This is a genomic window from Ferrovibrio sp., from assembly GCF_002796975.1.
Classification (GTDB): Bacteria; Pseudomonadota; Alphaproteobacteria; order Ferrovibrionales; family Ferrovibrionaceae; genus Ferrovibrio.
In genome coordinates this window covers 552,203-578,529 of the sequence record NZ_PEKV01000005.1, presented here as the reverse complement: position 1 = coordinate 578,529, position 26,327 = coordinate 552,203, and the positions used below count along the sequence as shown (strand labels likewise).

Sequence of the window (26,327 nt, the reverse complement as noted above, 5' to 3'; positions counted from 1 at the left end):
GCTGCTTGGCGCTACTCGCCGTCCGACAGGTAGATCGCGCCGAGGATCTTGGTCACCCGGCCGCCTTCCATCAATGGCAGCGCCAGCTTATCGACCTGCAGATATTCGCGTGCGGACGGGCTGATGCGCGAGGCATAGACCGGCGCGCCGATCCGCACCACCCTGGCATATTCATCCTGCGGCTTGTCGCCGATGCGATCGGCCGAGGCGCCGACCATCTTGCCGGTGAGATCGAAGCCGAACAGCCGCGTCAACGCCGTGCCATACAGGCGATAGCGGTATTCGTTGCTGTCGAGGCAGTCGAGCAGCATCAGATGCCCGAACCAGGGCTGCAGGTCTTCATGCGAGAAATCCTGGCGTGGAGGCGCCTGACGGCTACCCCGTTTGGCATCCCAGAGGTCGAACAGGGCCCGCAACCGGGGATGCGAAATCGTAACCTCGTGGCTNNCGGCCGAACCCAGTGCTTTTCCGGTTAGAACGCAACCCCTGAGACGAAAAATCCGGTAACCTTCCACCCGGTCCGCGCGTTAGGATCTGGCTCGCTGTCGCCAGCCTCGGGCGGAAACGTGACGGTCAACGCAGCCTGACGGGTAGTCGGGAGCGTTGGAAGCCGTTAAAAACTTGCCACACATTTGGCCAGATTACCGGCTTTCCTTCCGGCTGTAGCGTGGATGCCTTCACAGCGATGACTGTTCAGAAAACGGATGTGGCAATTATCGGAGCGGGCCCGGTCGGGCTGTTCGCGGTCTTCGAATGCGGCATGGTCGGTCTGACCTGCCACGTGATCGACGCCCTGGATGCCATCGGCGGTCAATGCAGCGCGCTGTATCCGGAAAAGCCGATCTACGACATCCCGGGTTTTCCGCAGATCAGCGGCGCCGGACTGGTGGAGCAGCTGGAATGCCAGGTGGCTCCTTTCAAGCCGGTCTATCATCTCGGCCAGTGCGTGGAAAAACTGGAACAGCCGAACGGGTCCGGCGGCGGCTTTCGCCTCGTCACCTCCAAGGGCAGCGTGATCGAGGCCGGCGCCGTGATCATTGCCGCCGGCGCCGGTGCGTTTGGCCCCAATCGTCCGCCGCTGCCTGATATCGAATCTTTCGAGGGCCAGCCCGGCGGCTGCGGCGTGCATTACCTGGTGCGGCGCACGGAGGATTTCCGCGCCCGCCGCATCGTGATCGCCGGCGGTGGCGATAGCGCCGTGGACTGGGCGCTGATGCTGCATGGCGTCGCCGCGCAGATCTGGTTCGTGCATCGCCGCGACCAGTTCCGCGCCGCGCCCGACAGCGTCGCCAAGCTGCGTGCTCTCGACGGCCATGGCCTGAATATCGTCGTGCCCTATCAGCTTGAGGCGCTGCAAGGCAGCAACGGCGTGCTGACCGGCGTGACCGTCAAGACGCTGGAGGGCGAGACGAAAAGCCTGCCGGCTGACGCCCTGCTCGCCTTTTTCGGCCTGAAGAGCGATCTGGGGCCCATCGCGCAATGGGGTATGGAACTGGAGCGGCACCACCTGCCGGTCGATCCGGCCACCTGCCAGACCTCGGTGCCGGGCATCTTTGCCATCGGCGATGTGGCAACGTACCGTGGTAAACTCAAACTGATACTAACAGGCTTTGCCGAGGCCGCTTCGGCGGCGCATGCGATCTATCCGCTGCTCAACAACGGCAAGCCGCTGCATTTCGAGTATTCGACCTCGAAAGGCATGCCCGGGAGCGCGGGTAAAGCCTAGACGATACGACTGGTGCGATTGCCCCAGTAGCGGTCCTTGATCAGCCGCTTGTAGAGCTTGCCGGTCGGATGGCGCGGCAGCGCCTCCTCGAAATCGATCGAGCGCGGGCATTTGATGCCGGCGAGATGCTGGCGGCAATAGGCCAGCAGTTCCTCGGCCAGCGCAGGTCCGGCCAATTTCATATCCACCGGCTGCACCACCGCCTTCACTTCCTCGCCGAAATCTTCATTCGGTACGCCGATCACTGCGACATCCGCCACCTTGGGATGCTCGATCAGCACATTTTCGGCTTCCTGCGGATAGATATTCACCCCGCCGGAAATGATCATGAAGGCCTTGCGGTCGGTGAGGTAGAGATAGCCTTCGGCATCGAGATAGCCGATATCGCCCAGCGTGCTCCAGCCCTTCTCGTTGAAGGCCTGCTTCGTCTTGGCCTCGTCATTGTGATAGGTGAAGGGCTGGCCGTTGCCGAAATAGACCAGGCCGGACTCGCCCACGCCCAGCTCGACGCCGCTCTCGTCATCGACGATATGCAGTTCGCCGATGATGGCACGGCCGACCGAACCTTTATGCGTCTGCCAGTCCTGGCTGGTGATGAAGGTCATGCCATTGCCTTCAGACGCCGCATAGTATTCGAACAGCACCGGACCCCACCAGTCGATCATCTGCTGCTTGGTCATGCCCGAAACCGGGCCGGCACCATGGATGGCGACCCGATGCGATGACAGATCATAGCGGCCGCGGACTTCCACCGGCAGCTTGAGCATCCGCACGAACATGGTGGGGACCCAGTTGCTGTGCGTGATCCTGTGCTTTTCGATCAGGCGCAGCGCATCTTCGGCCTCGAAATGCTGCATGACAACCAGCGTGCCGCCCACGCGCAGCACCAGCATGCAGTAGCGCAGAGGCGCGGCATGATAGAGCGGCGCCGGATTGAGATAGACCATCGCCGGGCTGTAATCGTAGAGCCTGTAGCCATTGTCGACGAAATAGCTGCGCGTGCCGACCGGATCGCCGTTGATCGGCCGCTTGATGCCTTTGGGTTTTCCAGTCGTGCCCGACGAATACAGCATGTCGCGGCCCTGCATCTCGTCGGCCACCGGCGTCGCCGGCATGGCAGACACGGCTGCCTCCCAGCTTTCATAGCCCGGCTCAGGTTGCCCGCCGATCATGTAGAAGCGTTCGACGCCGTTACAGGCCGCGCGCAGTTCGGCGGCCATGGCGCGGAACTCGTCGGTGATCACCAGCACCCGTGCCCCGGAATCGCTGCAGATATAGGCGATCTCGGGTGCACTCAGCCGCGTGCTGATCGGCGTGTAATACAGCCCGGCACGATCGGCACCGAAACAGACCTCGAAAAATTCGGGCCGGTTCTCGATCACCAGTGCCATATGGCTGCGCGGTGCCAGCCCCAGCTGGCGGAACAGCTGTGCAGCCCGGTTCGAGGCCGCTTCCAGCTGGCCGAATGTGGTGACCGCGCCGGATTCAGCCATGACAATGGCCGGTTTGTCAGGCGTCGCTTTGGCATGCTCGGTGATATAGACGAGGTCTGACAACTCAGCCTTCCTTCTGCAGCAGGGCACGCAGCTCGGTTTTCAGCACCTTGCCGTAATTGTTCTTTGGCAGGGCGGGCAGGAAACGATACTGCTTGGGCCGCTTGAAACGCGCGATATGGTCGAGGCAGAGCGCGTCCAGCGCCGCCTCAGCGACCGATGCGCCGTCGCGACGCACCACGAAGGCAACGACCTCCTCGCCCCAGTCGGCATGCGGCTTGCCAACCACCGACACTTCATTCACATCGGGATGCTGCAGCAGCACCTCCTCCACCTCGCGCGGATAGATGTTGCTGCCGCCGGAAATGATCATGTCCTTGGAACGGTCTTTCAGGGTGAGATAGCCATCGTCATCGAAACTGCCGACATCGCCGGTATGCAGCCAGCCATTGCGCAGAGCCTGTGCCGTCGCATCCGGATTGCGCCAGTAGCCGGCCATCACGACATCGCCGCGACAGATGATCTCGCCGATCTCGCCATTGGGCAGCGGGTTATCGTCTGCATCGACCACGCGAACTTCCACGTCGGTGCGCGCCACGCCGGCCGAGCCCAGGCGCGCCAGATGACGGGCATGCCCGTGATCGACATGCATGCCCTTGTCCATGCCGGTGATCGTCATCGGCGCTTCGCCCTGGCCGTAAATCTGCGCCAGCTTCGGCCCCAGTACGCGCATGGCATCCTGCAGGTCGGCGACATACATCGGCCCGCCGCCGTAGACGATGGTTTTCAGATTGCCGGTGTCCGCCGTCGCAGTCTCGGGCGCATGAATCAGGCGATGCACCATGGTAGGCGCGAAGAAGAAGCTGCAGCCCGGCCAGTGCGTGATCAGATCGAGCGTCTCGGCCGGATCGAAACCGCCGGAGTCGGGGATCACCTGGTTGGCGCCACGCGCCACATGCGGCAGGCCGTAGAGGCCGGAGCCATGGCTGATCGGCGCACAGTGGATGATGCAATCCTGCGGGCCGACATGATCGACATCGGCGAAATAATTCATCGTCGCCGCCAGCAGGTTGCGGTGGGTCAGCATTGCGCCCTTCGGCCGCCCGGTGGTGCCCGAGGTATAGAACAGCCAGGCGAGATCGTCAGGCGCGACCTCCGCCACGGGCATGGCGGGCGCGTCATACAGCGCAGCGAAAGCCGCTTCTTCCAGCAGGATCAGTGGCGCCTGCACGAGCGGCTTCAGCTCGTCCGCGAGCGACGTCGACACCACGGCCAGTTTCGCCTCGGCATTCTCCAGAATCCAGGCGACCTCGCGCGGATGCAGTTTGGCATTGACCGGCACCGCCACCATGCCGGCATGCCAGAGCGCGAACAGCAGCTCCCAGTATTCCGGGCAGTTCTTCAGCAGCAGCGCCACACGGTCGCCGCGCTGCAGCTTGCCGGCCGCCACCAGACCGGCAGCCAGCCGCGGCACGCGCCGCCCGGTTTCGGCATAGGTAAAGCGCATGGCCTTGCCGACCGACAGGGCTGGCCGGTCGCCCCAGACTTTCGCTGCACGATGCAGCAGATGCGCCAGATTCATGATCGCGCCCCAGAACATTTCCTCTGAGGCGAATGTTACGCAAAGAAAAACGGCGCCGGAAGCCGGCGCCGTTGCTCAATCTCCATTTACGTCGCGTCAGGCGCGATATTCGGTGATCGTCAGGCCTTCATCGGCCGAGAAGCGGTTCTGGTATTTCGGCGCGATACGGTCGACTGGCAGCAGGATGAACACGTCGGTGGTGCCGAACTGCTGGTCGATCACGGCGCCATCGCCGATATAAGCCCCCAGCCGGAGATAGCCCTTGATCAGCGGCGGCAGGGCATGCAGCGCGGTGCGCAGATTCACCTGGTCGGCCGGCATCAGGTTCATCGACACGAAACGCTCGGGCAGCGCCCGCACACGCCATTCCGGCGGCGGCAGATGATTGTGATGCAGATAGCTCAGCGCCATGGCATGCCGCTCCGGGTCGGTACCCGGGAAGGAGGCACAGCCGAACATGAAGCTGATGTCATGGTCGGTGATATAGGTCGAGATGCCCCGCCACAGCAGCTGGATCGTCGCATTGGTGCGGTAGTCGCGATGCACGCAGGAGCGACCGAGTTCCAGCAGGCCGCCGCCGGCGCCCGCGTAATCAAGCATCGGCTGAAGATCGTATTCCGAGGCCGAGTAGAAGCCGCCATGCGTCTCGGCGAATTCGCGGCGCAGCAGGCGGTAGGTGCCCACGGCCTGCTCGCCATCGGGATGGCGGCGATCGAAAACCATCAGATGATCGCAGAGCCGGTCGAACCGGTCGAAATCCCGGCCCAGCCGGGCCATCTCGGGCGANNCGCACCTCGAACCGGCCATCGGCGGACGTGCACTGCCAACCGCGGCGAGTGGCGCGGGGCTGCGGGATGACCGATGGGACGGAGAGAGGCAACTGCATGTTCATGCTCCGACTATCGCTATACACGATGATGCAATAGTGTCAAATCTATGACAGATATATTAAAACGCGTACCGAAGAAAAATATGTTGCGGTTACAGGGCCCCGGCAACCCCAAAATATTGATGCGTGAAGCTGTTATCTCCGGGCGGTATCGCTGCCGCTTGATGACGTCAGTCCTCTGTTCCCGGACTTGAATCACCCGCTCTGCGCGTGTCGAGCCGGGTCTCGGCACCGCGCCGGGTCAGCCAGGCCAGCAGGGCCAGCCCGGGCAGCGCGGCAATTGTGGTGAGCAGGAAGAAAACCGGCCAGCCGAGCCCGCCAGCGAGAAAACCGGCATAGGACGACAGCAGGGTGCGCGCCACCGCGGTCAGCGACGACAGCAGGGCATATTGCGTGGCGGTATAGGCGACGTCGCACAGTGCCGAGAGATAGGCCACCAGCACGGCCGTACCCATGCCGCCGGCCAGATTCTCCACCCCCACAGTGAGCGCCAGGAACCACGGATCATGGCCGCGCAGCGCCAGCAGGGCGAACAGCAGGTTGGAGCCCATCTGCAGCAGGCCGCAGATCCATAGCGAGCGATACAGCCCGATGGCCTGCATCATCCAACCGCCGATGAACAGCCCGATCAGGGTGGCGCCGAAGCCATAGAGTTTGCTGATCTCGGCGATCTCCGTCTTGGTGAAGCCGATATCGAGATAGAAGCTCGTCGCTAATACCCCGGCCAGGCTGTCGCCCAGCTTGAACAGCATGACGAACAGCAGGATGCCGACCCAGCCCTTGCGCGACATGAACTGCAGGAACGGTCCGGCGACACTGGCATAGAACCAAGCCATCGCGGCGGCCACAGGCCCCGACAGATGCGGGCGCTCGGCCAGCCAGGCCTGCGCTTCGGCGAAGCGCCGTTCGGCATCGCCGCGCGGCAGCGTCTGCGGCTCGCCGATCAGCAGCACGGTGACGGTACCGACCACCAGCAAGGCCGCCATGGCGAGATAGACCAGCGGCCAGGCGAACTGATCGGCGAGATAGAGTGCGCCGGCCGACGAGACCAGCATGCCGATGCGATAGCCGAAGACGATGGAGGCCGCGCCGGCAGCGAGCTGCCGCTGCTCCAGGATCTCGACGCGCCAGGCATCGATGACGATATCCTGCGTAGCCGAGGCGAAGGCGACGCCAACCGCGAAGACGGCTGTGAGCGCCAGCGCCTGTCCCGGATTGCTCAGTGCGAGTGCGACAATGGCCGCCATCAGCAAAGCCTGCGCGAAGATCAGCCAGCTGCGCCGGCGGCCGAGCCAACGCGTCAGGATCGGCAGCGGCACGCGGTCGATCAGCGGCGCCCAGAGAAATTTCAGCGTATAGGGCACACCGACCAGCGCAAACAATCCGATGGACTGCAGCGAGACGCCGGATTCTTTCAGCCAGGCCTGCAGTGTCTGGCCGGTCAGCGCCAGCGGCAGGCCGGAGGCGAAACCGAGTACCAGAATCGCCAGCACGCGACGGTCGCGATAGACCGAAAGCGCCGAGACCCAGGATGAAACGCGCGGACTGAGCGCCACCGATCAGGGCCGCTTGGCGTAGCCGAGCGGCTGTAACACCTCGGAGATCTCGCCCAGGATGGCGGGATCGTCGATGGTGGCTGGCATGCGATAGTCCTGCGCGTCGGCGATTTTCTGCATGGTGCCGCGCAGTATCTTGCCCGAGCGGGTTTTCGGCAACCGTTTCACCACCGCGGCCTGCTTGAAGGCCGCCACCGGACCGATTCGCTCACGCACCAGCTGCACCAGTTCACGCAGAATCTGCTCTTCCGCTTTCGTCACGCCGGCCTTCAGCACGACGAAGCCGAGCGGTACCTGGCCTTTCAGCGCGTCGGCGACACCGACCACGGCGCATTCGGCCACATCTGGATGCGACGCCAGCACTTCTTCCATGCCGCCGGTCGACAACCGGTGCCCGGCGACATTGATGATGTCGTCGGTACGACTCATGATGAAGATATAGCCGTCCTCATCGATGAAACCGGCATCGCCGGTGTTGTAATAGCCGGGGAAGCGCGCGAGATAGCTTTTCTTGAAGCCCTCGTCGTTATGCCACAGCGTCGGCAGGCAACCCGGCGGCATCGGCAGCTTGATCACGATATTGCCGATATCGCCGGCCTTCACCGGATGGCCCTCATCATCCAGCACCTGCACGTCGTAGCCGGGCACGATGCGGGTCGGCGAACCATGCTTCACCGGCAAAACTTCAATACCCATGCAGTTCGAGGCCACCGGCCAGCCGGTCTCGGTCTGCCACCAGTGATCGATCACCGGCTTACCCAGCGCATCCTCCGCCCATTTCACCGTATCGGGATCGGCGCGTTCACCCGCCAGGAACAGCGTGCGGAAATGCGTGAGATCGTATTTCTTCAGCAGCTCCGCTTTCGGATCTTCCTTCTTGATGGCGCGGAAGGCGGTCGGTGCCGTGAATAGCGCCACGACTTTGTGTTGCTCGATCACGCGCCAGTAGGCACCGGCATCGGGCGTGCCAACCGGCTTGCCCTCGTAGAGCAGCGTGGTGCAGCCGGCGATCAGCGGCGCATAGACGATGTAGGAATGCCCGACCACCCAGCCGACATCGGACGCGGCCCAGTAAACTTCACCCGGATTGACGCCGTAGATGTTCTGCATCGACCAGTTCAGCGCCACCATATGGCCGCCGTTCGAGCGCACGACGCCCTTCGGGATGCCGGTGGTGCCGGAGGTGTAGAGCACATAGAGCGGATCGGTCGCCTGCACCGGTACGCAATCGGCCGGCTGGGCTTTGGCGATCTCGGCATCGAAATCGAAATCGCGGCCGGCAACCATCGGCGCGGTATACAGCTCTTTTCCATTGACAGGGGGCCGCTGGAACACGATGCAGGCGGACGGCTTGTGCGTCGCCATGTCGATCGCCTGATCAAGCAGCGGCTTGTATTCCACCACGCGGCCGGCTTCGAGGCCGCAGGAGGTCGCGATGATCAGCTTCGGCTTGGCATCGTCGATGCGGGTGGCCAGTTCGCGCGGCGCGAAGCCGCCGAAGACCACCGAGTGGATCGCACCGATGCGGGCGCAGGCCAGCATGGCCATCACGGCTTCCGGGGTCATCGCCATGTAGATGATGACGCGGTCGCCCTTGGCCACGCCCTGCGCCTGCAGCGCGCCAGCGAGTTTCGCCACCTTGTCGCGCAGCTCCAGCGTGGTGAATTTACGCACCGTGCCGGTGACTGGCGAGTCGTAGATCAGCGCAATGCGGTCGCCGTGACCGGCCTCGATATGGCGGTCGAGCGCGTTGTAGCAGGTGTTGCATTCCGCGCCGGCGAACCAGCGATAGAAGGGTGGATTGGAGTCATCCAGCACGCGATCCCAAGGCTTGGTCCAGTGCAGCGCGCGCGCCGCCTCGGCCCAGAAACCTTCCGGATCAGCTTTCGCAGCTGCGTAAACCTGCTCGTAGCGGCTCGCCATCCGTTCCTCCCTGCCTTGGTCTTCATCCGATCTATAGCAGACCGGGACAGAAGGATTAAGAGGCTGGCTTACTCTGCGGCAGCACGTCCCGGGTTACTGCCCAGAAGCTCGGCCCTGGCGGCATCGTATTCGCGCTTGAGGCGGGCAACCAGTTCGGCCACTGGCGGCGAATCCTGGATCAGGCCGACGCCCTGCCCCGCGCCCCAGATGTCGCGCCACGCCTTCGACTTCGAACTGCCGCCCGAACCGAAACTCATCGTGCTCTTGTCGGCTTCGGGCAGGTTGTCGGGATCCATGTCGGCCGCGGTAATGCTCTTTTTCAGATAGTTGCCATGTACGCCGGTGAACAGCGAAGAATAAACGATGTCGCCGGCCGCCGAGTCGATCAGCATCTGCTTGTAGCCCGGGGCCGCATTGGCTTCCTGCGTCGCGATGAAGCGCGTGCCCATATAGGCAAAGTCGGCGCCCATCGCCTGCGCGGCCAGCACCTGACGGCCATGCGTGATGGAGCCCGACAGCGCAAGCGGCCCATCGAAGAACTGCCGCACTTCGGAGACCAGCGCAAACGGACTGAGCGTGCCGGCATGGCCACCAGCACCGGCGCAGACCAGGATCAGACCGTCGACACCGGCTTCCAGCGCCTTCTTGGCATGGCGGATATTGATCACGTCATGCAGCACGATGCCGCCGTAGGAATGGATGGCGTCGACCACTTCGTTCGGTGCGCGCAGGCTGGTGATGACGATCGGCACCTTGTACTTCACGCACATCTCGACATCGTGCTGCAGGCGGTCGTTCGACTGATGCACGATCTGGTTGACGGCAAACGGCGCCACCGGCTTGTCAGGGTTCTTGGCGCGATACTCGTCCAGCTCAGTGGTGATGCGCTGCAGCCACTGCTCCAGCACTTCTGCCGGGCGCGCATTCAGCGCCGGAAACGACCCCACGATGCCGGCCTTGCACTGGGCGATCACCAGTTCGGGCCCGGATACGATGAACATCGGCGAGCCGATCACCGGCAGCGACAGACGGCCCTGAACGACGGCAGGAAGGGTCATTGGTTTCCTCCAGAAATATCTGGCGGAATGATCGGACAGGGCTTGGGTGCCGTCAATCGCGTCGATGGCGAATCCGTCACGCCTGACGTTACGGCAATCGTCGGAACGCCCTCAGGCCGTCCGTAAATCGATCTGCGTCGCCGGCCGCAGCACCGCCAGCAGCGCCAGCAGATCGAGCAGTGCCAGCGCAACACAGCCTTCGGTGCCGCTGTAATCGGGCCGCGCGACATGCAGGAAGATGGCACTGCCGAGGCCGGGCACCGGCGGATCGTCGTTATGCCCCAGTACCACGATCACGTCGTAGACCGCATCCTCGCGCCAGAGCTTTTCGTGACTGGCGGCATACGGCAGCGCCACGAATCGGTTATAGGCCGTATCATGCGGATCGTCGCACCAGCCGTCCTGCGGCGTCAGCGCCCGCAGCGGCAGTCTGGTCTGCGGTGCAGCCAGCCGGTCGGGCCGATAGAAAACCTGGCGTAGCGGATAGCGGCCGAGCGGCGTGGCGCCATCGCCTTCGCGCTTCTCGGCCTCGGGCAGCACGCCGCCCCTGCCGAGCGCGCAGCGAAACCGCAAACCGCCGAATGACAAAATCCCGCCGGATGTGACGACGATATCGTTCATATTGTCATCAGGCGGGATTCAGGATCGCGATGCAAGAGGTGGACGGCTGCTTACGGCATGATGCCGGCGCGGCGGTTCTTCTCGTTCTGCATCTCGAAATATTTCTGATAGGCATCGGCGGCGCGACTGGACCATTCGCTCTGCTTCTCGCCCTGCACCGTGGCGGCNNAATTTCGAAGTCGCATTTATCTGGGTCACCGGCGAGGTTCCGACCGAGCGGGTCGGAGCTCCGCCGCCGCCCATCGGATAGGCGGGGAACCAGGTGCGGCCGTCAGTTCCCTGTACGGGCCGGCCGGGAGTCGCATTGACCTGCATGGGACCAGTGGCATGCGTCTGTGGGTGCTGACCGGGCAACGGATTGGCGCGGGCATTGTTGATCGCGTCGGAACGTGTGTCGGCCTGCTGGGTGGCCGCATTCTGCTTCAGCGCCTGGAACAGGTCGGCAGGCAGTTCGACGGCGCCCCCAGGACTCTTGGCGGCGTTGCTGGCGACCGGTTGGCCGCTCTGTTTCGCAGGTGCGGGCTTGCGGTCGGCACGCGGATCCATGGCGACGCCCAGNNGCCAGCATCGCCTGCGGTTCGTCCTTGTGGCCGCGGCCGAGATCGATACCCAGCGCAGCCAGGGCATGTTCACCCGGATCCTTGCCGGTGGATTCTTCCACCATGCCACTGACCAGCGAGGCAACCAGCCCGATCGGGCCGCCGAACAACCCGCCGCCGATCAGACGCGAACCCGGATCGATCTTGTCGCCGGTCATGGCGCGATAGACCGTGTTGACGATCGGGATGTGCTGCAGCGGATTGATGATGTCGAGGAAGTCGCTGAAGGTGAAACCATCCTCGCCGAACAGCGGCTTGCCGGGCTTTTCACCAGATGCGGTGGCATCCGTCGCCCTGGCGCGTGGCGCCAGTTCGTTGATGCCATAGACATCATAGGTGGTCAGGCTCGACATGATGGTCCTTTCTCGGGACATATCATTGCAAGCCGCAGGCCAAGAATCCGGCCTGAAAAATCAGATAGTTAACTCTGCCCGGCCCCCTGCCCGGCAAATCCTGCCGGGCAGGTTAGAGATAGTGGCCCGAACGTTTGCGTTTGGCGGCCAGATAGGCCTCGTTATGGGCGTTGGTGGGGAATTTATGCGGCACGCGTTCCGTCACCTCGATGCCGCAGGCGGTCAGGCCGGACACCTTCTCGGGATTGTTGGTCAGCAGCCGGACCCGGCCGAAGCCGAGCTTCTGCAGCATGCGGGCGGCGGGCAGGAACCAGCGTTCGTCGGCATCGAAACCAAGCCGCTGGTTGGCATCCACCGTATCGAAGCCCTGATCCTGCAGCTGGTAGGCCCGCAGCTTGTTGACCAGGCCGATGCCGCGGCCTTCCTGCGCCAGATAGAGCAGCACGCCGCCACCGGCTTCGTTGATGGTGCGGATCGCACCGCGCAGCTGTTCGCCGCAGTCGCAGCGCAGACTGCCCAGCAGGTCGCCGGTGAAGCATTCCGAATGCAGGCGCGTCAGCACCGGCTGCGCCGGATCGGGCGTGCCGATCACCAGCGCGAAATGCTCCTGGCGGCCATCGGCCGGGCGGAAGGCGAAAAGCTGCGCAGTCTCGGCATCCGCCACCGGCAGCCGGGCGCGGCTGACCGGCTGCAGCGTTTCGGCTGCAGCCGTGTCGTAGCCGGCGACAGCGGCTTCCGGCAGCGACAGCAGATCTGCCGGCAACACCGTATCGGCCGGCAGTTCGATATGGATGGCGGCCGGCAGCAGATAGGCGGTCTTGGCAAGCTTCACAGCAAGGCGTGCGGCTTCCGGCGGCGCGGCCTTGATGCGGGTGAACGGCCCGCGCAGCGGTGCCGCCAGATCGCGGCTGGCATCGGCGAGGTCGCGGATCAGGGTGGCGCGGTCTTCAGCGGCAACCGGCAGGTCATGCAGGGGTAACAGAATCGTGTCATGCCCGGTCGGTCCGATATGCAGCACCGCGGCACGCGACGCAGGCAGCACCAGCGCCGCCGCATTGTCGAAGGACTGCAGATCGGCGAGGGTTGCTTCCGTCAGGGTTTCCGCCGCCAGCACGAGTGTGCGACGGGTCTCGCCGCCAAGCAGCAGCACCGGACGGCCGCGACGCAGTTCGTGGCCGGCACGGTCAACGGCAATGGCGACAGCGGCAGGAGAAAGTTCAGTCATGACCGATCCGATGTACGACTCTGGCGGCAACCCGGCAAGCCACGGCGAACCGGCGACGCAACCCGATGTCGACCTTGCCGCCGCGGTTACCGCACGGATGCCGCCGGGTTCGGCTGAATTCGCGCCCTGGACCACACCCAGCCTGCAGGCCCGCCTGATCGCCCGCGGCCCGAGCCGCCGCCACGCCGGTCCGCCTGCGGCTGTGGCACGGCCTGCCGCATGCCTGGCCGAATTTCGCCGGACTGATGCCGGAGGGCGACGCCTGGCTGGAAGATGCCGCCAGCGCCCTGCTTGCGCTAACTGCCGCTTAACTGTCTGCTGCTTAACTGCTTGAGCCGTAAGGTACGAACAGGCAGATTCGGAGTCGTGGCCGTGATGCCGCGGCCGGAGGCGGGAGACCAGTTTGCGGGAAAAAGAACTACGCCTTGCGCTGGTCTGCTTCGGTGGCGTCTCGCTCGCCATCTACATGCACGGCGTCACCAAGGAAATCCTGAAACTGGTGCGCGCCTCGCGGGCCTATCACGACCAGCCCAAGGGCACGGCACGTGACAGCGCCAGCTTTGCCGACCACGTACATGCCAGCGATACCGAATACGACAGCGAGCATGCCTATTTCGAACTGCTGCAGGAACTGGGCAAGCATATCGACCTGCGCGTGGTGGTGGATGTCATCGCCGGCGCCTCGGCCGGCGGCATCAACGGCCTGATCCTCGGCCGCGCGCTGGCGCATAACCTGCGGATCGACCATTTCCGCAACTTGTGGCTCCGCGAAGCCGATGTCGAACGCCTGCTCGATACCGAGAAGCGCGCAACGCAGTGGAGCAAGGCCTATATGCGGCCGCTGCTGTGGCTTGCCGCGCGCTCGCGTTTCGGCCGGCTGCTGCTCGGCGATTCCGAAGTGCTGCAGAAGCTTTCGCTGTTCACGCGCTCGCGCTGGTTCCAGCCGCCCTTCGACGGCACCCATCTGCTGCGCCAGCTGATGGCCGGTCTGGAAGGCATGGGCGACCCGGTCAAGCCCGGCGATTCGCTGATGCCGGCCAATCTGGCGCTCGACCTGTTCGTCACGCTGACCGACTTCTACGGCTTCCTGCAGCATATCCCGATCCACGATCCGCCCTATGTGCGCGATCGCGAGCATCGCCATGTGCTGCGCTACAGCTATCGCCGCTGGCCCGGCGGCGAGGAGCAGTCGGACTTCACCCGTGCCGATGCGCCCGCGCTGGCGTTTGCCGGCCGCGCCACATCTGCTTTCCCCGGCGCCTTCCCGCCGGCGCAGATCGGCGAGATCGACCGGCTGCTGGCCGAGCAGGGCCGGCAATGGGAAACGCGCAGCAATTTCATCAACCGCAATTTCGCCGACTATCTGCGCGCCGAACTCGATCCGGAACTGACCTCCTTCGTCGATGGCGGCGTGCTGGCCAACAAGCCCTTCGCCGCCGCGATGAAGGCAATCCGCGGCCGCCCGGCCTATCGCGAGGTCGATCGCCGCCTGGTCTACATCGATCCGCAGCCGCTGCGCCCGCCGCCCCCGCCCACGGGCCGCATTCCCGGTTTCTTCCGCGTGCTGAAAGGCGCGCTGAGCGACATTCCGCGCAACGAGCCGATCGCTGACGAACTGATCGGCGTCAGCCGTTTCAACGAACGCGTCCGCCATCTGCGCGGCGTGATCGAGGCAACGCAGCCGCAGATCGCGCGGCTGGTGGAGGAAAGCGCGCCGCAGCATCTGGATGCGGCGTTGAGCGAGATGGAAGTGCGGCTCTGGCGCATGCAGGTGAGCGAGCGTGCGGTGCGCGAGGCCGGCTTTGCCTATGAAGGCTATGTGCGGCTCAAGCTGGGCGCCGTGCTGGATTTCGTCACCGGGCTGGTCTGCGATGCCTGCGGCTACGGCGAACGGTCGACCGAGGCGCAATGGACGCGGCAGGCTCTGCTGCACTGGGCGGAATCGCGCGGCGTCTGCTACACGGTGAAGCAGTTCGAGAAAGCGCGCCCGGGCGCCGGCATCGATGAACTGCCCGGCTGGGTGCGTTTCCTGCTGCGCTTCGACGTGGCCTTCCGGACGCGCCGCGTACGCTTCCTGGTACAGCAGCTCAACCAGTTGTATGGCAAATTGACCGAACCCGAGCATCGCGGCCTGAAGGCCGAGGAACTCGACAAGCTGAAACGCGCGCTCTATGAGGCGCAGGAAACGCTGCGCCATTTCGGCAGCGCCGGCTGCCTGTCCTCCATCACCCTGGATCAGGTCAAGGCGCTGTTCTTCCGCCGCGTCGGGCTGCAGCATGCCGAACTGCTGGCCCAGGATGCGCAGGCCTTCGCGGCAAAGAACCTTGCCGCGATCGATGCGGCTGTCGACGCCATGGGCGCCGATATCGACCTGAACCGCCGCACCGATCAGCTCGACGCACTGTTCGCCGATCTGTCGCCGCAGGACTGGAGCAGCCAGGCGCGGCAGACTCTGCTGGTCAGCTATATCGGTTTCCCGTTCTGGGATGTGCTGACCTTCACCATCACCAACTGGCGCGACCTCGGCGAATTCAACGAAATCCGCATCGACCGCATCAGCCCGGAAGATGCTGTCGCCATCCGCAAGGGCAACACGCTGAAGGGCGTCAATCTCGGCCGTTTCGGCGGTTTCTTCAGCCGCGCCCATCGCGAGAACGACTATCTCTGGGGCCGGCTGCACGCGGCCGACCGCCTGATCGACATCGTCTACGATGCAGCCAGCGGCCCGGGCCTTGAGATCCCGCTCGACCGGACGCCAATCAAACTGAAGGCGTTTCGCCTGATCCTGGATCGCGAGGCCGCCAACCTTGCCGTCAGCCAGACGCTGATCGCCGATCTGCGCCTCGAACTGGATGCCATCGCGGCCGGCAAGGCGGCCTGAAACGCGGTTGCCGCGTCTTGTCCGGCAAGCGATTTGGCGTATGCTCGCGACCGCCCTTTTCAGCTAGCCAAGCGAGCCTTACCGTGACCCGTTCGATGCGTTCCGCCCTTCTCATTGCCGCCGCCGCCGTGGCTCTCAGCACTGTGGCGCTCAGCCCGGCTGCCTTCGCGCAGAAGCAGGCTGCAAAAACGACGGACGATCCGGTGGTGGCCCGTGTGAACGGCCAGCCGATCCATCGCTCGGCCGTGCTGGATTTCTACAATCAGCTGCCGCCGCAGATGGCGCAGATCCCGCTGGAACAGATCCTGCCCGGCATCGTCAACGAACTGGCCGCCCGCCGGCTGCTGAGCGACGCCGCCGAAAAGGCCAAGCTGGGCGATAACGCCGATGTGAAGAAGCAGCTGCAGGCAGCACGCGAGCAGGTGCTGCAGCAGGCCTATCTCGACCGCAAGGTGAAGGAAGACGTCACCGACGCCAAGATGAAGGCGCGCTACGAGGAACTGATCAAGCAGCAGCCGCCGCAGGAAGAGGTGCATGCCCGCCATATCCTGGTGAGCAGCGAAGCCGATGCGAAGGCCGCGCTGGACGAAGTGAAGAAGGGCGCCGATTTCACCGAAGTCTCGAAGAAGCGCTCGACCGGGCCGACGGCCGCGACGGGCGGCGATCTCGGCTTCTTCACCAGGGACAAGATGGTGCCGCCTTTTGCCGAAGCGGCCTTCAAGCTGCAGCCCGGTCAGGTGACCGAGACGCCGGTGCAGACCCAGTTCGGCTGGCATATCATCAAGGTGGAAGCCCGCCGCACGGCAGAGCCGCCGAAGTTCGAGGATGTGCGCAGCCAGGTCCACGAGATGATGACCGGCGAGGTCGTCGAAAAGGTGGTGGCAGACCTGCGCAAGGGCGCCAAGATCGAGACGCTCGACTGGCCGCAGGACGGCGGCAAGCTGCCGACCATCGCGCCGGCTGAGCCGAAGAAGAAGTAATTCGCCAAAGCAGAAACAGAGAAAGCCCAGGAGCTTCACGATGGCTGCGCATCCGGTCTCGCCGCTGGCCCCATCTTCCTATCCGAAACTGCCGGCCGTGCCGGGCGTGCGCTTTGCCACCGGCCACTCTGGCATGCGCTACAAGAACCGCGACGATCTGCTGCTGATCGAATTCGCCGCCGGCACCAAGGCCGCCGGGCTTTTTACCCGCTCGTCCATGCCGGGCGCGCCGGTGGAATGGTGCCGCAAGATCCTGCCCAACGGCGCCGCGCGGGCGCTGGTGGTGAATGCCGGCATCGCCAATGTGTTCACCGGCAAGGCTGGCGCACAGGCGGTGAAGGCCACCGCCGATGGCGCCGCCAAAGCGCTCGGCTGCAAGGCGAATGAAGTCTATCTCGCCTCGACCGGCGTGATCGGCCAGATCCTGCCGGCCGACAAGATCGTCGCGCAGATGCCCAAACTGCTGTCCGGCCTGCAGGACAGCGACTGGATGAGCGCCGCCAGGGCGATCATGACCACCGACACTTTCCCCAAGCTGGCCACTGCAAAGTGCGAGATCGACGGCAAGGCCGTGACCATCAACGGCTTCTGCAAGGGCTCGGGGATGATCGCGCCGGATATGGCGACCATGCTGGCCTTCATCGTCACCGATGCCAGGCTGCCGGCCGATGCGCTGCAGGCGCTGCTGAAGGCGAGCAACAACCAGAGCTTCAACTGCCTGACCGTGGACGGCGACACTTCCACCTCCGATACCGTGCTGCTGTTCGCCACCGGCAAGGCCGGCAATGCGCCGCATGCCAAGGCGTCTGACAAGCGGCTGGCCGATTTCCGCAAGGCGCTGACCGCGGTGATGAGCGACCTCGCGCAGCAGATCGCCAAGGATGGCGAAGGCGCGCAAAAGCTGGTGACCATCGACGTGACCGGCGCCAAGAGCGATGCCTCGGCCCGCATCATGGCGCGCGCGATCGCCAATTCGCCGCTGGTCAAGACCGCGATTGCCGGCGCCGATGCCAACTGGGGCCGCATCATCATGGCGGTGGGCAAATCGGCTGAACCCGCCAACCGCGACAAGCTGGTGATCAGGATCGGCGGCAAGGCCGTAACCAAGAACGGCATGGTGCGTCCCGACCACGACGATGCCGCCGCCACCAAGCATTTCCAGGGCCGCGATGTGCGCATCGAAATCGATGTCGCCGTCGGCAAGGGCGTGGCACGCGTCTGGACCTGCGACCTGACGCATGGCTATATCGACATCAATGCCGACTACCGCAGCTGACGATCCGCTCTGCCCCGGCGACGCGACGGCCCTGCTGACGCCCAAGCCGGTGGTGCTGGTCGTGGCGGTGGCGCTGGTCGATGCCGATAACCGCGTGCTGCTGACCCAGCGTCCGCCGGGCAAGAAACTCGCCGGCCTGTGGGAATTTCCCGGCGGCAAGGTGGAAAAGAACGAGACGCCGGAAGCCGCCCTGATCCGCGAGCTGCATGAGGAACTGCATCTCGATATTTCGGCCGCCTGCCTGGCGCCCTATGCCTTTGCCAGCCATTCCTACGACGACTTCCACCTGCTGATGCCGCTCTATGTCTGCCGCCGCTGGGCCGGACAGCCGCAGCCGCGCGAAGGCCAGGCGATGAAATGGCGGCTGCCGATCAAGATGAATCCGCAGGAGATGCCGCCGGCCGACGTGCCGCTGGTGGCCATGCTGCGCGATCTGCTGACCTAGGCTCTTTCCCACTCCATCCTGTTGCGGCCAGTTATGTCCTGTTCGGGAGCCTGTTCCCTCCCATTGGGGGCCAGTTACGTCCCGTTTGAGCCTGTTTCGGCCTGTTTGAGCCTGTTTCGTCCCGTTGCAGCCCGTTAAATCCCGCATAAGTCCTTGGTGTTGCGTACCAAGTCTTTGATTTTCTGATCCACGATGTCCAATAGCGGCGATTTTTTCGTTGAATGGCGCGTCACCGGGCATGTCCGGTATCAGAACATATGTTCCTTATTATAGGAATAATAGCATTAATTGCACGGGAAAACAAAGCTAAAACCTCGTCATGCCCGCGAAAGCGGGGATCCAGACAACAGAAAGACTGGGTTCCCGCTTTCGCGGGAACGACGAGCTATCCGGAAGTCTCCGATATGCCTGCTACTGCGACAGCCGCTCCAGTGCGTCCGGGCTATATTGCGCGGCGAACTCTGCCGAGGGCGGGATCGGCTTGATCACATCGACCAGCACGCCGCGCGGATCGACGCTGAGGCGCATCCTCGAACTGCTGTTCACACCCCAGAGTGAGTAAGCGGTATCAGTTCGGCTTCAGCGGCCCGCCGATGGGATGCGCCACCGTCCCCAGCGCATCGGCCAGGCGGTGCGTGGCCTGCCCCGGCCGCAGCGGTTTCTGCTGGCTCTCATGCGGCGACCAGCCGGTCAGCGCGATCATCTCGAAGGTGGCCGGAATGCGCCCGTCCGGTCCGGCGAAACGCTGCTGATAGAGTTCCACCATCCGCAGCAACGTGGTGCGGCGCGTAAATGCCTTGCGACGTCCCAGGATGGCATTCGTCTCGCCCATGCCGCGCAAATCGCGCATCAGCCCGAAGGCATCGCCATAGCTGACCGGGATGATCTCGCTGTCGGCCACAGGCAGCGCGAAACCCGCCCGCTGCAGCAAGGCCGCACCATCCAGCGTTTCCGCCATCGGCGAAACGCGCGGACTGGCGCCGCCTTCGATTTCGGCTTCCGCCGCAAGCCAGCTCTGACGCAATTCATTCAGGGTCGAGCCGCCCAGCATGGCGCCGAGGAACAGACCGTCGGGCTTCAGCACGCGGCGGATCTGGATCAGCGCGCCGGGCAGGTCGTTCACCCAGTGCAGATTGAGCAGTGCGATGACCAGATCGAACCTGCCCTCGGCAAAGGGCAGGAATTCCTCGTCGCCCACCGCATGCAGGCCCAGATGCGCACCCGGGCCGCCGACCGAGTCCATGCTGACCAGCCGTTCGACCTGCCCGCGCGCTCCCAGTTGCGACTGCAGCCAGGCGGCGTCGCAGCCCTGCACCAGCGCGAGCGGAAAGCTGCGGCGGATATCGTCCAGCCGGTCCAGCAGCCGCTCGGCCACGGCAGCGCGGAGGAAATCAAAATCACCGGCTCGACCGCTGACGCGCTGGCGCTGACGCCGCTTGGCGGTGCGATCGAAGACCTGCATAGTGTCGCTCATCGCTGCATTCTGCCATGAGCCCCCTAAACCTGCCATGCCGGTACGGAGCAAAATCAAAAAGGCTGTGACGAGGGCCATCAAAAAGCCTGTGGCGAAGCTGTCCTCCACACGCCGCACGCAGAAGCGCAAGCCGATCAATCTGGCTTTGCAGGGCGGCGGCACCCATGGCGCCTTTACATGGGGAGTCCTGGATCGCCTGCTCGAAGCAGACTGTTTCGAGATAGAGGGCATCAGCGGGACGTCTGCGGGCGCGATGAATGCCGCCGTGCTGGCCTATGGCCTGCATCGCGGCGGCCCGCAGATGGCGCGTGCAAGCTTGCGCGACTTCTGGAAACGCGTGGCCGATGCCGCCGCGCTTTCGCCCTTCCGCCCGACCCTGCTGGACCAGTGGTTCAAGTTCGGCGGGATCGATTACTCACCGAGCTACCAGCTGATGGAACTCAGCACCAAGCTGGCGTCGCCCTACCAGACGCTGACCGGCGGCGACAATCCGCTGCGCGAGATCCTGGAAGCGACGATCGACTGCGACAGCCTGCACGACTGCATTTCGCTGAAACTGTTCGTCTGCGCCACCGATGTGCTGGAAGGCAAGATCAAGGTGTTCCAGAACCAGGAACTCAGCATCGACGTCCTGCTTGCCTCGGCCTGCCTGCCGCAGCTGTTTCAGGCGGTGAAGATCGGCAAAAGCTATTACTGGGATGGCGGCTATATGGGCAATCCGCCGATCTTCCCGATCATCTACAACTGCGACTGCCGCGACGTGCTGATCGTGCAGATCAACCCGATGAAGATTCCCGGCGTGCCGAAAACGCCGCAGGCCATTCTCGACCGTGCCAATACGCTGAGTTTCAATTCCAGTCTGGTGCGCGAGATGCGGGCGATCAACTTCGTCACCCGGCTGATCGAGTCCGGCTTCGACGACGGCGGCCGGCTCAAGCATATGCTGATCCACACCATCGACGCGGAAGAGCAGCTGGCGGCCTTCGGCGCCACCAGCAAATACAATGTCGACTGGGATTTCCTGCAGAAGCTCTATGCGCTCGGCCGCCGGCAAGCGGCAACCTTCCTGCGCAGGCATCTCGAAGGCGTCGGCAAGGTTTCGACCACGGATATCGCGGCCAAGTTCCTTTAAATCTTATTCAGCAGCCATCATTCCGCTGCCTGGGCCGGCTGGATCACCCGCATGATGGCGCGGGCACGCTTGGCGACCTTCTGCGGCGTGAAGCCCGGCTTGTAGAGCGCGCCGCCAAAGCCGAAGCCGGCGGCGCCAGCCTCCAGCCAGCCATCCATATTATCGGCATTGATGCTGCCGACCGGGATCACCGGCATGGTGCGCGGCAGCACGGCGCGCAGGCTTTTCAGCACCGCGGGAGATGCCGCCTCGGCCGGAAACAGCTTCAGGCCATCTGCGCCGGCCTCGATCATGTCGAAGGCTTCGGTCGGCGTGAAGAAGCCCGGCACGGCATACATGTCGAGCACCTTGGCCTTCTGCACCACATCGGGGCAGGCATGCGGCGAAACCGTCAGTCGCCCGCCCGCCTGGGCGATGCGCTTGACCATGGTGCAGTCCACCACGGTGCCGGCACCGATCAGCGCCTTGTCGCCGAACTGCTTGGCGAGCCGCTTGATGCTTTCGAGCGGGTCCGGCGAATTGAGCGGCACCTCGATGATGCGGATGCCGGTTTCGATCAGCGCGGCGCCGATATCGACTGCTTCCTCGGGCTTCACGCCGCGCAGGATGGCAATCGCGGGACTGGCCTGCAGCCAGGCGGCAAAATCCTTCATGGCATCCTCCTCGCCGCCAGCTGTCCCAGGCGATAAAGCCCGGTGGCCGCGGCATCCTCCGGCGCCACATCGGTATCGATACCGAGGAAGGCGAAGGCCTTCCGGTAACGCATCGCCAGACCGCCGGTTCCGACGATGACGACCTTTCCGGCCCAGGCGGTGGCCCGCAACTCATGGCCGATCAGGATACCTGAAAGATAGTGCGCCGCGGCCCCGGCGGAAAGCTCATTGAACAGTCTTCGCGTCCGCACGCTGAAAATGTGATGCAACAGGCCGCCCGGCTGGCCGGACAGACCGAGCCCGGTTTCGAAGGCGGCCATGTCCAGGTCCTCCGGCTTTGAATCCGCCGGTGCCAGCATGGCCGCAATCAGGCCATGGCTTTTCAGCAGGGCGAAGACCTCGCCGGTCATCGCGGTGGCAAAACCCGTAATGCGGCCATCGCGCATCTGCACATGCTTGGAATGGGTGCCGGGCATGCAGAGCGTGGCTTGCGCCGGCAGATCGAGGCCGAAGATCTGCGTCTCCTCGCCGCGCATGACATCGGGAGTCCCGTCGGCATTGCGGCAGCTGAGACCCGGAACGATATGGGCCAGGCGATTGTCCCCCAGCTCCACCGGACAGAGCTGCGTCGTCAGTTCGGCCATGCCGGCGGGGCATTCTGCATAGGCAGCTTCGCGCCAGCCCTGGCGGCTGCCGACCATGCCGCTGAGCAGCACGACTGCGGCGGGGTCGTCGCGCAGCCAGTCGCCGATCTGCTGCTGCAGCACGGCAGCGTAGTCGGTGGGCGTCAGGCTGGCGATACCAGACGTTGCGGTGCGGCGCTCGCGGATGCTGCCGTCATCGCTCAGGCGATAGGCGCGGAATCCGCTGCTGCCCCAGTCAATGCCGATCATGGGCAATCCGGCATTCAGCCGGCCAGACGCTTGCCCGTGCCGGCATCGAACAGATGCACGCGATCCAGCCGCGGCATGAAATTCATCCGGTTGCCGGGATGGATGCCGTGATGCTCGGCGAACACGCCGCAGATCTGCGCACCGCTGAGATCGGCATAGACAAAGGTGCTGGCGCCGGTCGGCTCCACCACGCTCACCGTCACCGGCAGGCCGCTGCTGTCCGAGGGGGCCAGATGCTCGGGCCGGATGCCATAGACCACCGGCTGGCCGTCCTGGCCGGCGGCATTGCCATCCAGCGGCAGGTCGACGCCGGCGTCGGTCGCCACCCAGTTGCGGGTGCCGTCGCGGCGGAGTTTGCCGTGGATCAGGTTGATCGCCGGCGAGCCGATGAAACCGGCCACGAAGAGGTTGGCCGGCTGTTCGTAGAGTTCCAGCGGCGAGCCGATCTGCTCGACGATGCCGTCATGCATCACCACGATGCGGTCGGCCATGGTCATCGCCTCGATCTGATCGTGCGTGACATAAATCGAGGTGGTCTTGAGCTGCTGGTGCAGCGCCTTGATCTCGGTACGCATCTGCACGCGCAGCTTGGCATCGAGATTCGACAGCGGCTCATCGAACAGGAAGACCTGCGGATTGCGCACGATGGCGCGGCCCATGGCGACGCGCTGGCGCTGGCCGCCCGAGAGTTGCTTGGGGTAGCGTTCCAGATAAGGATCGAGGCCAAGGATCTGCGAAGCCTTCTTGACGCGCTCGGCAATCACGCCGCGCTCGGCTTTGCGCAGCTTGAGCGAGAAGCCCATATTCTCGCGCACCGTCATATGCGGATAGAGCGCGTAATTCTGGAACACCATGGCGATGTCGCGGTCCTTCGACGGCACCTCGTTCACCACCTTGTCGCCGATGCGGACGACACCGCCGGAAATCTCCTCCAGGCCGGCGATCATGCGCAGCAGGGTGGACTTGCCGCAGCCGGACGGGCCGACCAGCACGACGAATTCGCCATCGGGAATCTTGATGTCGATACCGTGGATGACTTCCAGCGCGCCGTAGCGCTTGCGCACGGCCTCAACGCTCACACTCGCCATTGCAAACTCCCTGATAACTCTTTTCTTCTCGTACTGACTCTTACGACTTCACCGCCCCCGCGGTGAGGCCGGCCACCATATAACGGCGGAAGGCGTAATAGATCGCCGCCGGCGGCAGGGCGTAGATGATCCCGGTCGCCATCAGCAGGTTCCATGGCGCATCGTCGGTGCTGAGGAAGTGGCCGAGCGCCACCGACAGCGTGATTTCGGTATCGGCCGACAGCAGCAGGAAGGCGTAGAGATACTCATTCCAGGCCAGCAGCAGCGCATACGTGCCGATCGCCACCATGGAAGGCATCATAAGCGGCAGGTAGATCAGCCAGAAAATCTGGATCGGGCTGGCGCCATCGATCCGCGCAGCCTCGTCGAGTTCGTAGGGCAGCTTGTCGGCATATTGCCGCAGCATCCAGATCGCATAGGGACTGGCGAAAGTGACCATGGTGAGGATCAGCGACCAGCGGCTGCCAAGCAGACCGTATTGTCCCATGGTGGCGTACATCGGGATCGCCAGGAAGGCGGCCGGGATCAGGTAGGTGAGCAGCGCCAGATTCGACACGGTCTCGCCGATGCGCACGCGCAGGCGGCTGATCGCAAAGCTGGCGCAGGCACCCACCGTGAGCGTCAGCACCGCCACGGCGACCGCCACCATGGCGGAGTTGAACAGCTGCTGCCAGAAATGGCCGAGGAAGTAATGCCCCTGGGTCAGCACGGTGGTGTAATTGTCGAGCGTCGGCGATTTCGGCCAGACGGCGCCCGCGAAAGCTTCGGCCTGCGGCGTGATCGACATGACGAACAGGTGGTAGATCGGGATCAGGGTCCAGATCAGGATCAACACACCGACCAGCATCAGCCGGGCTTCATCGAAAGCCTTGCGCGGGCTCATCGGTCTTCTCCGCGCAGGCGCTTCACCATCAGCACGACGATCGGCACCATGAAGGGCAGCGCGACAATAATGGTGGCGACGCCGGCCCGCACTTCGCTCATGCCGAAGGCATAGCGGATGCCGAGCGTGGCGAGCACCTGGGTCGAGTCGGCCGGACCGCCGCCGGTGAGCAGGTAGATCGAGTTGAAATCGCCCAGCGTCCAGATCGTCGAGAGCAAGGTCGACGTGATGTACATGTTCCGCACACCCGGGAAGGTGATGTAGAGGAATTTCTGCAAGCCGCTGGCGCCGTCGACGTCGGCGGATTCATAGAGATCCTTCGAGATGGTCAGCCGCGCGGCGACCAGGATCAGCGTCCAGAACGGCAGATATTTCCAGATATGGATGGTGATGATCGAGCCCAGGCCGTAAACGCGGTTGAGCAGCCAGCCGGGACCATCCTGGAAGGTGAACTGGAAGATCAGCGAATTGATCATGCCCCACTCGGCATTCAGCATCCAGCGGAAGGACAGGATGGTGGGAATCGAGGGGATCGCCCAAGGCAGGATGAAAATGAAGCTGAGCCAGCGGATCCAGCGCCGCTCATGCACGAAAAAGCCCGACAGCAGCAGGGCGAGCAGCAGCTTTATGTTCACCGCCAGGCCGAGGAAGATGACGGTATTGGCCAGCGTGCGCAGGAAGATCGGATCGTCGAAAATCCGGTGATAGGCCTTGATGTCGGTGCCGAGCCAGATGCCGTAGCCGACCGGATAGAGCACGAAAGTCAGGAAAATGGCGATATAGGGGAGCAGCATGATGAGCCCCCAGGTCGCCTCGGCCGACATACGGCCGGAGCGGTGAGAGGACGCGACGTCCTGCGCGAGTGACACCATTCGCCGCGCCCTCCCCTTTACGCTGCTTACTGAGCCGCCAGCACCTTGATGCGGGCGATCATCTCATCGACCGCCTGCTCTACCGGGATCTTGTCGCCGGCGACGCGCGCAATGGCGCGACCCCAGACGTTCTCGGCATTGATCGTGGTGAAGTGGTAGTCGTAGACGAACTGGAAGGGAATGGTGCCTTCCTTGATGAACTGCTGGTAGACCTGCTTGCGATGCGGATCCTTGCCGTCGGTCCAGAACGAGCGCTCCGCGCCCGCCTTGGTCACGGTGAACCAGCGGCCCAGCGCGCCCTCGATGAACGGATTGAGGTTCTCGTCTTCCAGCAGCATGGCGAGGAACTGCTTGCCCAGCGCCTTCTGCTTGGCATCGGCAAAGACCACCGCGGTCTTCACGGCGGCCAGGTTCGGCAGCGTGCTGCCGTCCGGCTTCTTCGGCCAGCCGGCGGTCTGGATCAGTTCTTCGTAGTTCTTCTTGGCCTGGGCATCGCCCTTGTTGGCGTTGTCCAGATGCGACGACGGGATCGAGATGGTCGCGTTATGCGTCATCACGGTCGTCTTGTTGTGGAAGTTGACGTTGTTGTCGGTGTCGGTCCAGGTCACCGAGGACGGCGGCGTGCAACCCTTCAGGTTGACATCGGTATAGTCCTTCAGCGCGTTGACCAGACCCTGCTTCACCTTCGGATTGTCGACCAGCAGCTTGCCGTCCTTGTCGACCGG

At 64.0% G+C, this 26,327-nt stretch carries 22 protein-coding genes and 1 pseudogene (1 of these 23 cut by a window edge); 6 read left to right on the top strand and 17 right to left on the bottom strand.

Annotation, left to right across the window (positions count from 1 at the left end):
- Positions 1-11: 11 nt before the first annotated feature.
- Positions 12-416 carry a PAS domain-containing protein gene (locus CTR53_RS07685; protein WP_290810844.1) on the bottom strand — a complete coding sequence of 135 codons (405 nt, stop codon included), beginning with the start codon at positions 414-416 and terminating at the stop codon, positions 12-14.
- A 269-nt stretch (positions 417-685) separates the two neighbouring features.
- Here CTR53_RS07685 and CTR53_RS07680 point away from each other — a divergent pair, with 269 nt between their 5' ends.
- The gene (locus tag CTR53_RS07680; RefSeq protein ID WP_290810841.1) at positions 686-1,726 is read left to right on the top strand and encodes an NAD(P)/FAD-dependent oxidoreductase; all 1,041 of its coding nucleotides are present in this window, start codon (positions 686-688) and stop codon (positions 1,724-1,726) included.
- Here the strand turns inward: CTR53_RS07680 and CTR53_RS07675 are convergent.
- The 9 genes from CTR53_RS07675 to ribA form a co-directional block, all read right to left on the bottom strand.
- On the bottom strand, positions 1,723-3,282 hold the full coding sequence (locus CTR53_RS07675; RefSeq protein ID WP_290810838.1) for an acyl-CoA synthetase: 1,560 nt from the start codon (positions 3,280-3,282) through the stop codon (positions 1,723-1,725). The two genes, CTR53_RS07680 and CTR53_RS07675, sit on opposite strands and share 4 nt — an antisense overlap.
- A gap of 1 nt (position 3,283) precedes the next feature.
- The gene (locus CTR53_RS07670) at positions 3,284-4,801 is read right to left on the bottom strand and encodes a long-chain fatty acid--CoA ligase (RefSeq protein ID WP_290810835.1); all 1,518 of its coding nucleotides are present in this window, start codon (positions 4,799-4,801) and stop codon (positions 3,284-3,286) included.
- A gap of 96 nt (positions 4,802-4,897) precedes the next feature.
- Positions 4,898-5,578 (bottom strand): GNAT family N-acyltransferase, encoded by a 681-nt coding sequence (locus tag CTR53_RS07665; RefSeq protein ID WP_290810833.1) that lies wholly within the window; start codon positions 5,576-5,578, stop codon positions 4,898-4,900.
- Between the two features lie 282 nt (positions 5,579-5,860).
- Positions 5,861-7,246, bottom strand: coding sequence for an AmpG family muropeptide MFS transporter (locus CTR53_RS07660; protein ID WP_290810831.1), 1,386 nt, complete (start codon positions 7,244-7,246; stop codon positions 5,861-5,863).
- Positions 7,247-7,249: 3 nt separating this feature from the next.
- A complete protein-coding gene (locus tag CTR53_RS07655; protein WP_290810828.1) occupies positions 7,250-9,169 on the bottom strand; it encodes a propionyl-CoA synthetase in 1,920 nt (639 codons plus the stop codon).
- A 68-nt stretch (positions 9,170-9,237) separates the two neighbouring features.
- The gene (locus CTR53_RS07650; protein ID WP_290810825.1) at positions 9,238-10,227 is read right to left on the bottom strand and encodes a nitronate monooxygenase family protein; all 990 of its coding nucleotides are present in this window, start codon (positions 10,225-10,227) and stop codon (positions 9,238-9,240) included.
- A gap of 111 nt (positions 10,228-10,338) precedes the next feature.
- Positions 10,339-10,848 (bottom strand): L,D-transpeptidase family protein, encoded by a 510-nt coding sequence (locus tag CTR53_RS07645; protein WP_290810823.1) that lies wholly within the window; start codon positions 10,846-10,848, stop codon positions 10,339-10,341.
- Between the two features lie 271 nt (positions 10,849-11,119).
- Positions 11,120-11,800, bottom strand: a complete 681-nt coding sequence (locus CTR53_RS07640; protein WP_290810820.1) for a hypothetical protein — start codon at positions 11,798-11,800, stop codon at positions 11,120-11,122.
- Positions 11,801-11,912: 112 nt separating this feature from the next.
- Positions 11,913-13,025, bottom strand: a complete 1,113-nt coding sequence (gene ribA, locus CTR53_RS07635) for a GTP cyclohydrolase II (RefSeq protein ID WP_290810817.1) — start codon at positions 13,023-13,025, stop codon at positions 11,913-11,915.
- Positions 13,026-13,428: 403 nt separating this feature from the next.
- Here ribA and CTR53_RS07630 point away from each other — a divergent pair, with 403 nt between their 5' ends.
- From CTR53_RS07630 to CTR53_RS07615, 4 genes are all read left to right on the top strand, one after another.
- Positions 13,429-15,906, top strand: a complete 2,478-nt coding sequence (locus CTR53_RS07630; protein ID WP_290810815.1) for a patatin-like protein — start codon at positions 13,429-13,431, stop codon at positions 15,904-15,906.
- 95 nt (positions 15,907-16,001) lie between these two features.
- Positions 16,002-16,886 (top strand): peptidylprolyl isomerase, encoded by an 885-nt coding sequence (locus CTR53_RS07625; RefSeq protein WP_290810812.1) that lies wholly within the window; start codon positions 16,002-16,004, stop codon positions 16,884-16,886.
- Positions 16,887-16,926: 40 nt separating this feature from the next.
- Positions 16,927-18,162, top strand: coding sequence for a bifunctional glutamate N-acetyltransferase/amino-acid acetyltransferase ArgJ (gene argJ, locus CTR53_RS07620; protein ID WP_290810809.1), 1,236 nt, complete (start codon positions 16,927-16,929; stop codon positions 18,160-18,162).
- Positions 18,143-18,607: a (deoxy)nucleoside triphosphate pyrophosphohydrolase gene (locus CTR53_RS07615; RefSeq protein ID WP_290810806.1), complete on the top strand. Its 465-nt coding sequence runs from the start codon at positions 18,143-18,145 to the stop codon at positions 18,605-18,607. The genes argJ and CTR53_RS07615 overlap by 20 nt, the downstream gene beginning before the upstream one ends.
- Before the next feature lie 568 nt (positions 18,608-19,175).
- On the opposite strand, the gene CTR53_RS07610 is transcribed toward CTR53_RS07615, so the two are convergent.
- Positions 19,176-20,081: a methyltransferase domain-containing protein gene (locus CTR53_RS07610; RefSeq protein ID WP_290810803.1), complete on the bottom strand. Its 906-nt coding sequence runs from the start codon at positions 20,079-20,081 to the stop codon at positions 19,176-19,178.
- Between the two features lie 88 nt (positions 20,082-20,169).
- On the opposite strand from CTR53_RS07610, the gene CTR53_RS07605 reads away from it, so the two are divergent.
- On the top strand, positions 20,170-21,213 hold the full coding sequence (locus CTR53_RS07605; RefSeq protein WP_290810800.1) for a patatin-like phospholipase family protein: 1,044 nt from the start codon (positions 20,170-20,172) through the stop codon (positions 21,211-21,213).
- 17 nt (positions 21,214-21,230) lie between these two features.
- Here the strand turns inward: CTR53_RS07605 and CTR53_RS07600 are convergent, their stop codons facing one another.
- The 6 genes and pseudogenes from CTR53_RS07600 to CTR53_RS21235 form a co-directional block, all read right to left on the bottom strand.
- Entirely contained in the window at positions 21,231-21,866 is a 636-nt protein-coding gene (locus tag CTR53_RS07600; protein WP_290810797.1) for a 2-dehydro-3-deoxy-6-phosphogalactonate aldolase, read from the bottom strand.
- Positions 21,863-22,759: a 2-dehydro-3-deoxygalactonokinase gene (locus CTR53_RS07595; protein ID WP_290810792.1), complete on the bottom strand. Its 897-nt coding sequence runs from the start codon at positions 22,757-22,759 to the stop codon at positions 21,863-21,865. The genes CTR53_RS07600 and CTR53_RS07595 overlap by 4 nt, the downstream gene beginning before the upstream one ends.
- A 14-nt stretch (positions 22,760-22,773) precedes the next feature.
- Positions 22,774-23,847 (bottom strand): ABC transporter ATP-binding protein, encoded by a 1,074-nt coding sequence (locus tag CTR53_RS07590; protein ID WP_290810788.1) that lies wholly within the window; start codon positions 23,845-23,847, stop codon positions 22,774-22,776.
- Between the two features lie 40 nt (positions 23,848-23,887).
- Entirely contained in the window at positions 23,888-24,730 is an 843-nt protein-coding gene (locus CTR53_RS07585) for a carbohydrate ABC transporter permease (RefSeq protein WP_290810785.1), read from the bottom strand.
- A complete protein-coding gene (locus CTR53_RS07580) occupies positions 24,727-25,602 on the bottom strand; it encodes a carbohydrate ABC transporter permease (protein WP_290810782.1) in 876 nt (291 codons plus the stop codon). The genes CTR53_RS07585 and CTR53_RS07580 overlap by 4 nt, the downstream gene beginning before the upstream one ends.
- Before the next feature lie 26 nt (positions 25,603-25,628).
- A pseudogene (locus CTR53_RS21235) lies at positions 25,629-26,327 on the bottom strand (ABC transporter substrate-binding protein); it runs 523 nt beyond the window's last position.

Coding starts and splice junctions, on each gene's coding strand:
- CTR53_RS07590 (WP_290810788.1), bottom strand. CDS start 23,847: ATGGCGAGTGTGAGCGTTGAGGCCGTGCGCAAGCGCTACGGCGCGCTG.
- CTR53_RS07625 (WP_290810812.1), top strand. CDS start 16,002: ATGCGTTCCGCCCTTCTCATTGCCGCCGCCGCCGTGGCTCTCAGCACT.
- CTR53_RS07670 (WP_290810835.1), bottom strand. CDS start 4,801: ATGAATCTGGCGCATCTGCTGCATCGTGCAGCGAAAGTCTGGGGCGAC.
- CTR53_RS07665 (WP_290810833.1), bottom strand. CDS start 5,578: ATGGCCCGGCTGGGCCGGGATTTCGACCGGTTCGACCGGCTCTGCGAT.
- CTR53_RS07615 (WP_290810806.1), top strand. CDS start 18,143: ATGCCGACTACCGCAGCTGACGATCCGCTCTGCCCCGGCGACGCGACG.
- CTR53_RS07680 (WP_290810841.1), top strand. CDS start 686: ATGACTGTTCAGAAAACGGATGTGGCAATTATCGGAGCGGGCCCGGTC.
- CTR53_RS07645 (WP_290810823.1), bottom strand. CDS start 10,848: ATGAACGATATCGTCGTCACATCCGGCGGGATTTTGTCATTCGGCGGT.
- CTR53_RS07595 (WP_290810792.1), bottom strand. CDS start 22,759: ATGATCGGCATTGACTGGGGCAGCAGCGGATTCCGCGCCTATCGCCTG.
- CTR53_RS07585 (WP_290810785.1), bottom strand. CDS start 24,730: ATGAGCCCGCGCAAGGCTTTCGATGAAGCCCGGCTGATGCTGGTCGGT.
- CTR53_RS07600 (WP_290810797.1), bottom strand. CDS start 21,866: ATGAAGGATTTTGCCGCCTGGCTGCAGGCCAGTCCCGCGATTGCCATC.
- ribA (WP_290810817.1), bottom strand. CDS start 13,025: ATGACTGAACTTTCTCCTGCCGCTGTCGCCATTGCCGTTGACCGTGCC.
- CTR53_RS07650 (WP_290810825.1), bottom strand. CDS start 10,227: ATGACCCTTCCTGCCGTCGTTCAGGGCCGTCTGTCGCTGCCGGTGATC.
- CTR53_RS07655 (WP_290810828.1), bottom strand. CDS start 9,169: ATGGCGAGCCGCTACGAGCAGGTTTACGCAGCTGCGAAAGCTGATCCG.
- CTR53_RS07610 (WP_290810803.1), bottom strand. CDS start 20,081: ATGAGCGACACTATGCAGGTCTTCGATCGCACCGCCAAGCGGCGTCAG.
- argJ (WP_290810809.1), top strand. CDS start 16,927: ATGGCTGCGCATCCGGTCTCGCCGCTGGCCCCATCTTCCTATCCGAAA.
- CTR53_RS07580 (WP_290810782.1), bottom strand. CDS start 25,602: ATGGTGTCACTCGCGCAGGACGTCGCGTCCTCTCACCGCTCCGGCCGT.